This window comes from Rhodobacter viridis, assembly GCF_003217355.1.
GTDB lineage: Bacteria > Pseudomonadota > Alphaproteobacteria > Rhodobacterales > Rhodobacteraceae > Rhodobacter > Rhodobacter viridis.
On record NZ_QJTK01000002.1, the window covers coordinates 1 to 12548 of the forward strand.

Annotated in this window: 10 protein-coding genes; 6 read left to right on the top strand and 4 right to left on the bottom strand. The window is 65.2% G+C overall.

Features of this window, described 5'->3' with window-relative positions; genetic code table 11:
• Nucleotides 1-97: 97 nt before the first annotated feature.
• From C8J30_RS03275 to C8J30_RS03300, 6 genes are all read left to right on the top strand, one after another.
• Nucleotides 98-775, top strand: a complete 678-nt coding sequence (locus tag C8J30_RS03275; RefSeq protein ID WP_110804311.1) for an adenylate kinase — start codon at nucleotides 98-100, stop codon at nucleotides 773-775.
• A 159-nt stretch (nucleotides 776-934) separates the two neighbouring features.
• The gene (locus C8J30_RS03280; protein ID WP_110804312.1) at nucleotides 935-1243 is read left to right on the top strand and encodes a DUF485 domain-containing protein; all 309 of its coding nucleotides are present in this window, start codon (nucleotides 935-937) and stop codon (nucleotides 1241-1243) included.
• Nucleotides 1240-2976 (top strand): cation acetate symporter, encoded by a 1737-nt coding sequence (locus C8J30_RS03285; RefSeq protein ID WP_110804313.1) that lies wholly within the window; start codon nucleotides 1240-1242, stop codon nucleotides 2974-2976. Before C8J30_RS03280 ends, C8J30_RS03285 begins: the two co-directional genes overlap by 4 nt.
• 103 nt (nucleotides 2977-3079) lie before the next feature.
• A complete protein-coding gene (locus C8J30_RS03290; protein ID WP_110804314.1) occupies nucleotides 3080-4906 on the top strand; it encodes a DUF294 nucleotidyltransferase-like domain-containing protein in 1827 nt (608 codons plus the stop codon).
• 30 nt (nucleotides 4907-4936) lie between these two features.
• A complete protein-coding gene (locus C8J30_RS03295; RefSeq protein ID WP_110804315.1) occupies nucleotides 4937-5332 on the top strand; it encodes a response regulator in 396 nt (131 codons plus the stop codon).
• Nucleotides 5332-7434, top strand: a complete 2103-nt coding sequence (locus tag C8J30_RS03300; RefSeq protein WP_110804316.1) for a 3'-5' exonuclease — start codon at nucleotides 5332-5334, stop codon at nucleotides 7432-7434. Before C8J30_RS03295 ends, C8J30_RS03300 begins: the two co-directional genes overlap by 1 nt.
• Before the next feature lie 3 nt (nucleotides 7435-7437).
• On the opposite strand, the gene pflA is transcribed toward C8J30_RS03300, so the two are convergent.
• From pflA to C8J30_RS03320, 4 genes are all read right to left on the bottom strand, one after another.
• Nucleotides 7438-8226 carry a pyruvate formate-lyase-activating protein gene (pflA, locus tag C8J30_RS03305; RefSeq protein WP_110804317.1) on the bottom strand — a complete coding sequence of 263 codons (789 nt, stop codon included), beginning with the start codon at nucleotides 8224-8226 and terminating at the stop codon, nucleotides 7438-7440.
• A 6-nt stretch (nucleotides 8227-8232) separates the two neighbouring features.
• Complete coding sequence (pflB, locus tag C8J30_RS03310; protein WP_110804318.1) at nucleotides 8233-10500, bottom strand: formate C-acetyltransferase; 2268 nt, start codon at nucleotides 10498-10500, stop codon at nucleotides 8233-8235.
• A gap of 502 nt (nucleotides 10501-11002) precedes the next feature.
• On the bottom strand, nucleotides 11003-11272 hold the full coding sequence (gene rpsO, locus C8J30_RS03315; protein WP_110804319.1) for a 30S ribosomal protein S15: 270 nt from the start codon (nucleotides 11270-11272) through the stop codon (nucleotides 11003-11005).
• 132 nt (nucleotides 11273-11404) lie between these two features.
• The gene (locus C8J30_RS03320) at nucleotides 11405-12511 is read right to left on the bottom strand and encodes a calcium-binding protein (RefSeq protein WP_110804320.1); all 1107 of its coding nucleotides are present in this window, start codon (nucleotides 12509-12511) and stop codon (nucleotides 11405-11407) included.
• Nucleotides 12512-12548: the final 37 nt, after the last annotated feature.

The following is a 12548-nucleotide window of genomic DNA, read 5'->3' on the forward strand; positions in this document are numbered from 1 at the left end:
CCGAGAACGACTATGGCGCGCTGGGCGACATCTCCACCCTCGCCGATCCCGGCGTCGTCCAGGAACTCATCGACAACAGAATGAACCGGGCGTGAGCATGGACACCGTGACCACCCCCGCCGTGCTGATCCTGCTTGGCCCCCCCGGGGCCGGCAAGGGCACGCAAGCCCGGATGCTGGAAGAGCGCTTCGGCCTGATCCAGCTTTCAACCGGCGATCTTCTGCGCGCGGCCGTCGCCGCGGGCACACCTGCGGGCCTTGCGGCGAAGACCGTGATGGAAGCGGGCGGGCTCGTCAGCGACGAGATCGTGCTGGCGATCCTGCAAGACCGCATGGCCGAGCCGGATGTGACCGCCGGGGTGATCCTTGACGGGTTTCCCCGCACCGCGGGGCAGGCGGCGGCGCTCGATGCGCTGCTGGCCGCCTCGGGGCAGAAGGTCACCGCGGCTGTCAGCCTTGACGTCGATGACGAGGCGATGATCGCCCGCGTCGCCGGTCGCTTCACCTGCGCCGCCTGCGGCGAGGGCTACCATGACAGTTTCAAGCAACCCGCCGTTTCGGGCTGCTGTGACAAATGCGGCGGGGTGGCTTTCAAACGCCGCGCCGACGACACCGCCGAGACCGCGCGGGCAAGGCTTGAAGCCTATCACGCGCAGACGGCACCGCTCATCGCCCATTACCGGGGCATGGGCGTCCTGCGCTCGGTCGATGCGATGGACGGCATCGATACCGTCGCAGGCGCACTCGGGTCGATCGTAGAGGACGTGACGGCCTGACGGGGGCGGCCTGCGACCAGCCTGGTCGGGCGGCATCCAGACACTGAAAGGCGGCGGGCGGACGGGGAGATGTTCCGCCCATCACCGCCGACAGGGAGCAAACACTGACACCGCGCGCAAAGCCGGGTCAGCGACGATACAACGAGGAGGAAGATCACCATGCAAGACTCGATGCTTGAACGCATCGCGAACAGCCCGTCCTACAAGGCGCTGCGCGGCAAGCGCCTGCGCTTTGGCTGGACGCTGACCATCGCGATGCTGCTTGTCTATTACGGCTTCATTACCGTCATCGCCTTCCGCAAGGACCTGCTCGCCATTCCGATGGGCGAGGGCGTGATGACCTGGGGGATTCCGGTCGGCTTCGGCGTGATCCTTTTCACCATCATCGTGACCGCGATCTACGTGACCCGCGCCAACCGCGAATATGACGACCTGACGGCCCAAGTGAAGCGCGAGGTGCTGAAATGAGCCGGATCACCACCCTGACCCGCCTGACGGCGGCAACCGGCTTTGCCATGGTCCCCGGCTTCGCGATGGCCGTGGGCACGCTGGAAGGCACGGTCGAGAAACAGGCCACGAACTGGACCGCCATCGGCATGTTCGGCTTCTTCGTCGTGATGACGCTCTTCATCACGAAATGGGCGGCGGCGAAGACGAAATCGGCAGCCGACTTCTACACCGCCGGCGGCGGCATCACCGGCTTCCAGAACGGTCTGGCGATCGCGGGCGACTACATGTCGGCGGCCTCGTTCCTCGGGATTTCCGCGGCCGTGATGATGCAGGGCTTCGACGGGCTGATCTACTCGATCGGCTTCCTTGTGGGCTGGCCGATCCTGACCTTCCTGATGGCGGAGCGCCTGCGCAACCTCGGCAAGTTCACCTTCGCCGACGTGGCGGCCTTCCGCTTCGCGCAAACCCCGGTGCGGGTCTTCGCCGCGATGTCGACGCTTGTCGTCGTGGCCTTCTACCTGATCGCGCAGATGGTCGGCGCGGGCCAGCTCATCGAGCTGCTCTTCGGTCTCGACTACTTCTACGCCGTGATCATCGTGGGCATCCTGATGATGGTCTACGTGCTGTTCGGCGGCATGACCGCGACCACCTGGGTGCAGATCATCAAGGCCTGTTTGCTGCTTGGCGGCGCGACCTTCATGGCGCTGATGGTGATGGCGCATTACGGCTTCAGCCTTGAAAGCCTGTTCGCCGAATCCGTGCAGGTGAAGACCGCCCTTGCGACCGCCGACGGCAAGACGCCCGAGGAAGCCGCCAAGGCCGGGATCGCGATCATGGGCCCGGGCACCTTCGTGAAAGACCCGATCTCGGCGATCTCCTTCGGCATGGCGCTGATGTTCGGCACCGCCGGTCTGCCGCATATCCTGATGCGTTTCTTCACCGTTCCCTCGGCCAAGGAAGCGCGCAAGTCGGTGATGTGGGCGACCGTCTGGATCGGCTACTTCTACATGCTGACCTTCATCATCGGCTTCGGCGCGATCGTCTACGTGCTGACCAACCCGAACCTGATCACCCATGATGCCAAAGGCGCTCTGGCGCTGGTGGGCGGCAACAACATGGCCGCGATCCATCTGGCGCAAGCCGTCGGCGGCAACGTCTTCCTCGGCTTCATCTCGGCGGTGGCTTTCGCCACGATCCTCGCCGTGGTCGCCGGTCTGACGCTCTCGGGGGCTTCGGCGGTGTCGCATGACCTCTATGCGACCGTGGTCAAGAACGGCAAGGCCGACAGCGCGTCGGAACTGCGGGTCTCGCGCATCACCACGATCTGCCTCGGCCTCGTCGCGGTGGTTCTGGGTCTGGCGTTCGAAAAGCAGAACATCGCCTTCATGGTGTCGCTGGCCTTCGCCATCGCGGCTTCGGCGAACTTCCCGGTGCTCTTCATGTCGCTTCTGTGGAAGGGCATGACGACCCGCGGTGCGGTCATCGGCGGCGCGATCGGTCTGATCGTCTCGGTCGGCCTGACCGTCATCTCGCCCTCGGTCTGGGAAGTGACGCTCGGCTTTGAAAAGGGCTCGGCTCCGTTCCCCTACACCTCGCCGGCGCTGTTCTCGATGACTCTCGCCTTCGTCAGCATCTGGCTCTTCTCGATCACCGACAAGAGCCGCCGTGGCGATCAGGATCGTGACGGCTACCTGGCGCAGGAAGTCCGTTCGGAAACCGGCATCGGCGCTGCGGAAGCTTCGGCGCACTGATCAAGGCGGGCGGGGGTCATGCCCCGCCCGTTCTCCCTCGGCCCCTCCGCCAAACCGGTTTCGAAGTCGGCGGGCGGGCCTCCCCCTGATCGCAGGAGACATCATGGACACCGATCGTCAGGCCATCATCGCCTTTCTGGAAACCGTGCATCCCTACGATTCCCTGCCGCGTGACGAGCTGACCGACGTGGCCAGTTCCTTTCGCCGCATGGAATTCCGCCCCGAGGCGCTGATCTACGTCTATCAGACCCCCCTTGGCGGGCTGTACCTGATCAAGCAGGGCGCGGTCGAAATCACCGATGGCAATGGCGGGCTCGTCTCGCTGCTCGGTCCGCGCAACTCGTTTGGCGAACGCGGGCTTTTGCGCGACGGTCTGGCCGCGACGCAGGCCCGGGCGACGGCGCAGACCGTCTGCCTTGTGCTGCCCACCCCCACCTTCAAGCGGCTGATCGAGACCTATCCGGCGTTTGAGCGGTTCTTCAACCGCAAGCGCGGCGAGAAGGTCTCGACCGATATCGCGACGCAGAAGGTGGCCGATCTGATCGCCAGAAAGCCGCTCTCCTGCGCGCCGGGCACCCCCGCGATTGAGGCCGCGCGGATGATGCGCGATGCCCATGTCTCGTCACTGGGCGTGGTCGAGGGCGACGAGAAGCTTCTGGGCATCGTCACGCAGCGCGATCTGTCGAACAAGATCCTCGCCGATGGCCAGCCGCCGCAGACGCCGGTGGCCGCGGTGATGACCCCCGATCCGATCAGCCTGCCGCCCACGGCGCTTGGCTCGGACATCCTGCATATCATGCTGGAAAAGCGCATCGGCCATCTGCCGATCACCGAAGCGGGCCGCTTCGTCGGCATGATCACGCAGACCGATCTGACGCGGTTTCAGGCCGTCTCCTCGGCGGTGCTGATCCGCGACGTGGTTTCGGCCGAGACGCTTGACGAGATGACCGCCGTCACCGCCCGCATCCCGCAACTGCTGCTGCAACTGGTCGGCGCCCATCACGCCCATGACGTCGTGACCCGGCTGATCACCGATATCGCCGATGCCGTCACCCGGCGCCTGCTGGTGATGGCCGAGCGCGAACTCGGGCCCCCGCCCGTGCCCTATCTGTGGCTGGCCTGTGGCAGCCAAGGGCGGCAGGAACAGACCGGCGTCTCGGATCAGGACAATTGCATCATCGTCGATGACCGCGCGACACCCGAGGACATGGCTTTCTTCCGCGCGCTGGCGAAGATCGTCTGCGACGGGCTGAATGCCTGCGGTTACGTCTATTGCCCGGGCGACATGATGGCGACGGCCGAGCGCTGGTGCCAGCCGCTCAAGGTCTGGCGCGGCTATTTCCACGACTGGATCGACACGCCGAACCCCGAGGCGCAGATGCTGGCTTCGGTGATGTTCGACCTGCGCCCGATCGGCGGCAATGGCGCCGACCTGTTCGCCGCGCTGCAGGAAGAAACCCTGCGGCTGGCCTCGCACAGCCCGATCTTCATTTCGAACATGCTGGCGAATTCGCTCAAGCACACGCCGCCCTTGGGCCTGTTGCGCGGCTTTGCCACGATCCGCTCGGGCGAGCACCGCAACCACATCGATCTGAAGATGAACGGGGTGGTGCCGGTGATCGATCTGGCGCGGGTCTATGCGCTGAAGGGTCGGCTTGGCCTTGCCAATACCCGCGCCCGGCTGAAGGCGGCGGAAGAGGCCGGGGTGATCTCGGCCAATGATGCGCGCGACCTGATCGAGGCCTATGACCTGATCGCCGCCACCCGGCTTGAAAATCAGGTGACGCTGATCAAGCTCGGGCGTGCGCCCGACAATTTCCTTGCGCCTTCCGACATGAGCGACTTTGAACGCTCGCATCTGCGCGACGCCTTCGTGGTGGTCCGCACGATGCAATCGGCGGTGGGGCACAGCAAGGCCGTGGTGACCTGAGATGAAGCGCGGCCTGCGCGGGAGGACGGAATGAACGGGCAAAGCGGCCGCAGAAGGCGGGTGCTGATCGTCGAAGACGAGGACAATATCGCCATCGCGCTCGACTATCTTCTGGGCCGCGAGGGGCTGGATCACACGCGCATGGACACGGGTCTGGGCGCGGTCGATCGCATCCGCGCCGACCACCCGGATCTGGTGCTGCTCGACGTGATGCTGCCCGAAGTCTCGGGCTACGAGATCTGTCAGGAGGTCCGGGCCGATGGCGCGCTGTCCGACGTGCGGATCGTGATGATGACCGCCCGCGGCTCGGCGCTGGAGCGGCGCAAGGCGCTGGCCCTGGGCGCCGATGGCTTCATCGCCAAGCCGTTCGAGTTGAAGGAGTTGCGCGACGAGTTGCACCGGCTGCTCGATGCGGAGGGGGCGTGATGGACCTGACCCGGCTCAGCCTGCGGCTGCGGATCTTCCTGTTCTTCGCCGCGCTGGCCTTCGGCAATCTGGCCGCCCTCGTCGCGGGTCTGATCTTCGGGTTTCACAAGCTGGGCCGCCCCGAAGCGCTGGATGGCTTCGTCGTCGGAGGTTCGGTTGCAGGTCTGGCGATCCTTGGCCTGATCGCGGCGGTCTGGTTTCTGTTCGATGCGAACCTGGCCAAGCCGATCGAGCGGCTGGCGGGCTCGATCCGCGCCCGCACGCAGACCTCGGTCGAAAGCGCGCTGGATCAGCTGCCCGGCCGCTATCTGGGCGATCTGGCCCCCGCCGCGGCCGCGATTGCGCAAAACCTGAACGAGACCCGCTCGGCGCTGACGGAATCGGTGCAGCGGGAAACCACGCGGCTTGCGCGCGAAAAGGAACGGCTGGAAACGCTGCTCTCGGACGTGCCGGTGGGGGTGCTTCTGTGCACCGCCGATCATGCGCTGGTCTTTTACAACGGTCAGGCGGTCGATCTGCTGGGCGGCACCCATGCGCCGGGCCTCGATCGGCGCGTCTTCGATTTTCTCAACCCGGCGCCGATCCAGCATGCCTATGCGCGGCTTCTGGCGACGGCCGATCCCGATGCGGCCTCGGATCTGCTCTGCGCCACTGTTGCCGATGGCCGCACCTTGGCCGCGCGGATGCGGCTGATTTCCGAGGGCGAGGATCACCATGTGGTGCGCAATGCGGGCTATGTGCTGACGCTGCGCGATGTGTCGGCCGACATGCGCGCCCATGCCGGGCGCGAGGCGCTGATGGACGAGCTTTTCGACCGCATCCGTCGTCCGGCCGCCGCGCTGCAATCGCTGACCGGGGTGCTGATCGCCGATGACGGCCCGACCGAACCGCAGGCCCGCGCGCAGTTGCGCGGCGCCGCCCGGGCCGAGGCGGGCAGTCTTTCCCATGCGATCCATACGCTTTTCGAACGCCACGAGGCGATGCGGGCCGATTGGTGGCCGCTCGCGATGATCCGCGCCTCGGATTTCGGTGCCGCCGTGCAGGCCCGCGTCGCGGCCGAGGGCAATGGCGATCTGCTGCCGGTGACCGCACCTCTGATGCTGCGGATCGAGGGCTTCGAGATGGTGGCGCTGATCGCGCATCTGGTGCGCCGTCTGGGCGCGAGCCGGCTCGAAAAGCGGCTCGAGGTGCTGGAGGAAGGGGCGGGGGCGCTATTGGCGCTGGAATGGCGCGGCGAGGCGGTGGCGATTGCCGAACTCGACGGCTGGCTGACCGAGCCGCTTGATGTCGGCATTCCGGATGTGACCGGGCGGCGGGTGCTCTCGGTCCATGCGACCGACCTTTGGCCCGAGCGGCTGCACGAGGGGCGGCACCGGCTCTGCCTTCCGCTGCGCGAAGCGCGGCGGATCGGCAACGGGCCGCGTCCGGTGCCGCGCAAGGTGGTCTATGATTTCGACCTGCTCGGGCGCGGCAAGGAAAGCGCCTTTGCCGAAACGCCGCTCGACAAGCTGACCTTCGTCGTCTTCGACACCGAGACGACGGGGCTTCTGCCGACCGAGGGCGACGAGATCGTGCAGATCGCGGCGGTGCGGATCGTCAACGGGCGGCGCGTCGCCACCGAGGTTTTCGACACGCTGGTGAACCCCGGGCGGCATATCCCCGAGGCCTCGACGGTGATTCACGGCATCACCGATGCGATGGTGACCGAGGCCCCGCCGATCGCCGAGGTCGGGCGGCGGTTTCACAAATTCGCCGAAGGGGCGGTTCTGGTCGCCCATAACGCCCCCTTCGACATGGAATTCCTGCGCCGCAAGGAACTGTTGATCGGCAAGAATTTCGACAATCCGGTGCTGGATACGGTGCTTTTGTCGGCGGTGATCTTTGGCCCGTCCGAAAGTCACAGCCTTGACGCGCTGACGCATCGGCTGGGCATCACCATCCCCGAAGAGGCCCGCCATACCGCCATCGGTGACACGATCGCCACGGCCGATGCCTTCCTGCGGCTGCTGCCGGCGCTGAAGGCGCGCGGGCTGACCACCTTCGGCGCGGTGCTGACCGAGGTGCGCAAGCACGGGCGCATCCTGCGCGACGCGAACGAGTAAGCTCTAACAGGCGACAAGGCCCCGGGCGCGAAACACCGCCCGCGCCGCCTCGGCCACTTCCGGCGCGGGCGTCGGGGTTTCGGCCAAAGCATAGGGATGGCCGAGCATCGCCCATTTCGAGGCGCCAAGCTGATGGAAGGGCAGCACCTCGACCAGCTCGACCGCACGGCCCAGCCCCGCAACGTGATCAGCCATGCGGGCGATCTCGTCCGGGGCGTCGGTCCAGCCGGGCACCAGAACGTAGCGGATGCGCATGGTCTTGCCGAGCCGCACCATCCGATCGGCGCAATCGAGCGTCGGCTGCAAGGGCTGCGCCGTCAGCGCCAGATGCCGCGCCGGATCGATATGCTTGATGTCGAGCATCACGAGGTCAATCGGATCGAACCAGTCGTCGCTCACGCGGTCATGCAGATGGCCCTGCGTATCGAGCGCAATATGCAGCCCGAAGCGGTCCTTCAGCGCCCGGGCGGTCGCGTTGACAAAGGCCGCCTGCATCATCGGCTCGCCGCCCGAAAAGGTCACCCCGCCCGCGAATTTGAGGAAGCTGGCCAAGGGGGCAACCTCGGCCAGCAAATCCTCGACCGCGACCCGACGCCCGGCATGCAGCTTCCAGGTGTCGGGGTTGTGGCAGTACAGACAGCGGAACTGACAGCCCGACAGGAAGAACACGAAGCGCATTCCCGGCCCGTCGACCGCCGCCCCGGATTCGAGCGAATGCAGGAAGCCGTGACAGGCGGCCTCATGCGGATCGCAAAAGGTGTCGAACCCGGGATGCGGCGTCAGGAACGTCATCGCGCCTCACATGTTCGCGTGGAAGGTGCGGCTGATCACGTCAAGCTGCTGCGCCCGCGTCAGCTTGACGAAGTTCACCGCATAGCCCGAGACGCGCACGGTCAGCTGCGGATAGGCCTCGGGGTGGTCCATCGCATCTTCCAGCATCTCGCGCGTCAGCATGTTGACGTTGACGTGGAAGCCCCCCGCGCCGCAGAACCCGTCAAGGCAATTGGCAAGGTTCGTCACCTGCTCGGCCTCGGTATGGCCCATCGAACCGGGCGTGGCCGAGGCGGTCCACGAGACGCCATCGAGCGCGGCTTCATAGGGCAGCTTCGCGACCGAAGCGCCAGCGGCGACAAACCCTTTCTTGTCGCGTCCGTTCATCGGGTTGGCCCCCGGGGCGAAGGGTTCACCGGCGCGGCGGCCATCGGGGGTGTTGCCGGTCTTCTTGCCGTAAACGACGTTCGAGGTGATCGTCAGGATCGACTGCGTCGGCATCGCGTTGCGATAGAAATGCGGCTGCGCGGCGATCTTGGCCATGAAGGCCTCGGTCACGGCGACGGCGATCTCGTCCACGCGGTCATCGTTGTTGCCAAAGGCCGGATAGTCGCCCTCGATCGCGTAATCGATGGCAAGACCGGCGTCGTTGCGAATGACCCGGACCTTGGCGTGCTTGATCGCCGAAAGACTGTCGGCAACGATCGAGAGCCCCGCAATCCCCGTCGCCATCGTGCGCAGGATATCGCGGTCATGCAGCGCCATCTCGATCCGCTCATAGGCGTATTTGTCGTGCATGTAGTGGATCGCGTTCAGCGCCTTGACATAGGTCCGCGCCAGCCAATCCATCGCCAGATCGAACTTGGCCTGCACCTCGTCATAGTCGAGCACATCACCGGTGATCGGCGTCAGCCCCTTGGCGACCAGCGCCCCCGACTTTTCATCGACGCCGCCGTTGATCGCATAGAGCAGCGCCTTGGCGAGGTTCGCCCGCGCGCCGAAGAACTGCATCTGCTTGCCGATCCGCATCGCCGACACACAGCAGGCGATGCCGTAATCGTCGCCCCATTTCGGCCGCATCAGATCGTCGTTCTCGTATTGAATGGCCGAGGTATCCTTGGACACCTTGGCACAGAACGCCTTGAAGCCGCGCGGCAGACTGACCGACCAAAGCACGGTCAGGTTCGGCTCGGGCGCCGGGCCAAGGTTGTAAAGCGTCTGCAGCACCCGGAACGAGGTCTTCGACACCAGCGTCCGGCCGTCTTCGCTCATGCCGCCGATGGCTTCGGTGACCCAGGTGGGATCGCCCGAAAACAGCTCGTCATAATCGGGCGTGCGCAGGAAGCGGATGATCCGCAGCTTGATCACCAGATCGTCGATCAGCTCCTGCGCGGCTTCCTCGGTCAGAAGCCCCGCCGCCAGATCGCGTTCGAAATAGACATCCAGGAAGGTCGAGACCCGGCCGAGCGACATCGCCGCGCCGTTCTGTTCCTTCACCGCCGCCAGATAGCCAAGGTAGGTCGCCTGCACCGCCTCGCGCGCGGTCGACGCGGGACCCGACAGGTCGATGCCGTATTTCCGCGCCATCTCGCGCAGCTCTTCCAGCGCGCGGAACTGTTCCGAAAGCTCCTCGCGCAGCCGCAAGGTGTCTTCGTCGAAAACGGCGTCATCCAGCGCATGAAACTCGGCCAGTTTCGCCGCCTTCAGCCGGTCGATGCCATACAGCGCCACGCGCCGGTAATCGCCGATGATCCGGCCGCGGCCATAGGCATCGGGCAGGCCGGTGATCACGCCCGATTTCCGCGCCGCCAGAATGTCGGGGGAATAGGTGTCGAAAATCCCCTGATTGTGGCTCTTGCGGTATTTCGTCCAGATCTCGGCCACCGTCGCATCCGGGGTGAAACCATAGGCCTTCAGCCCCGTCTCGACCATGCGCAGCCCGCCGTTCGGCATGATCGCCCGCTTGAGCGGCGCATCGGTCTGCAGGCCCACGATCAGCTCGGCCTCGCGGTCGATGTAGCCTGCGTCATGCGCGGTGATCGTCGAAGGCCGGTCGGCCGAGACATCCAGCACGCCCTTTTCCCGCTCGAGCTTCAACAGTGCCGCGACATCGGCCCAAAGCTTCTGCGTCCGCGCCGTCGGCCCGGCCAGAAAGCCCGCATCGCCGGGGAAGGGCGTGTAGTTTTCCTGAATGAAGCCGCGCAGGTCGATGCTGTCGCGCCAAGCCCCGGCCGAGAACCCGTGCCACGGATCGGCGGCGACCGCAGGGATCGGAGTTTCGGTGATGGCATTCATGGAGCGGTCCTTTCCCGCGGGCACAAAGCCCGATTGGCGGCCTGACGGTCGGATGAGGGAGGATCGCACCCGGATCACCAGACGCGGCACTTTCGGCGCTGAGGGGCTGGCGGATTGGATCTTCCGGTAAGTTTAGTTGACCGGAAACCACCCCATAAATCAACCAATCTGACGTTGCGTCATAAGTAAATATACACGCGATTTCATATGGTTACCTCTGACGCTGCAGCAGGTTTGCAAATTTGGCATGACAAGATTGTTGCAAGTTATCCGCGCGGATCGACCGAAAATGATCCTTCGAAATAATCTTTTACCCAGACCGTCCCGGGCAACAGATCCTTGCGGCGTGAAAGTCGCGAAACCCCGCCCCTGACTCGCCCCCGCAACCCGGGTTCGACTTGCTCCGCCAAGGGCTTGCGCGACGGGCCGCCGAGGCGAAATCCCAAAACAAAACGCCTGCCGCTTGCGCGACAGGCGTTTCGTTTTCCGAACCTCGAAAGGATCAGCGGCGCAGGCCGAGACGCTCGATGAGCGACTGGTAGCGAGCCACTTCTTTCTTCTTCAGATAGTCGAGCAGCTTGCGGCGCTGGGCCACCATCATCAAAAGACCCCGACGCGAGTGGTTGTCTTTCTTGTGGGCTTTGAAGTGCTCGGTCAGCGTCGCGATGCGCGAGCTGAGGATCGCAACCTGAACTTCGGGCGAACCGGTGTCGCCTTCCTTGGTCGCGAATTCCTTGATCAGACGGTTCTTTTCTTCGACGGTGATCGACATCGGGGTCTCCTGTTCAAAGGGTGATGGCGCAAGCCGGGATGTCGTCCAGCAGGGCCCGTGGAGGCTCCGCCGAATCCGGCGGATGGCGGCACTTAGCGGAAAAACCGCCAGAAGGAAAGGAAAAAGCCCGGATCAGGCGGCGCCGAACTCCTCGGGGGTGATCAGCAGGATATCCTCGGGGCGCAGATCGGCGGCATCGACCACCTCGGCCAGACGCGTGCCATTCAGCGTGATCCAGACATTGCCCTCGGTCTCGGACGGCTCCAGCGTCACCTCGGGCGTCGCGCCGCTGTCGGGATCATAGACGACGACGATCTGATCGGCGCTCGCATCGTAATCGGTGATCGTGGCGGGGCTGTCGGGATCGATCCATTCGCCCAGCGCAAACAGATCGCCATCCTCCCCACCCGAGGCCCAATCACCTGTACCCATGATAAATGTATCAGCCCCCACACCACCGTTGAGGAAATCCAACCCGTCGGTGTCAGTGTTGCCGCTTTGGGCGTCTGAAACAACCCCGATGAGCAGATCGTCCCCCTTTCCGCCGCTCAGGTCGTCTTCGCCCGATCCGCCGTCGAGGGTGTCATCGCCATCGTTGCCTTCCAGACTGTCATCGCCGGCATCGCCCGAAACACTGTCGTCCCCGGCCCCGCCCAAGAGCGAATCCGCGCCCTCGCCGCCGCTCAGGCTGTCGTCCCCGAAACAGGCCACCAGCGTGTCATCGCCCGCATCGCCGCTCAGCGTGTCGGAGCCATAGTCACCGTTCAGGCTGTCATCGCCGGTGCCGCCGTCCAGACTGTCATCGCCTGCGTCGCCGAGCAGGGTGTCGTCGCCCGCATCCCCCGAAACCGTGTCATCGCCCGCATAGCCATTGATCTGATCATCCCCGGCCTGACCATCGAGCACATCGCCGAAAAGATCGCCCCAGAGAATATCATTCCCCTCCGTCGCCTCGGGCGAGGGGGCGGGGTCCGTGGGCTCATCGCCGGGCAGGGTGGTTTCGGTGCCGCTGTCGGTGGTGTCGTCGGCGGCGCCATCCTCGGTCGTGTCGCCAGCCGTGTCGTCAGGTGCGGGTGGTGTCGCCGTGTCATCCTGCGCCTGAGAGCCGTCCTCGGACGTCTCTTCGGGAGCATCGGACTCAGAACTCTCGGCGCTGTCGTCCTCGTCCCCAGACACGGGGGACACCCCGGCCGCAAGACCCGCCATCAAAAGACCCAGAAACCCCGACAGGAACAACATGGCACACCCCAGCTTTACCGCCGGAGCATAGCCGAAA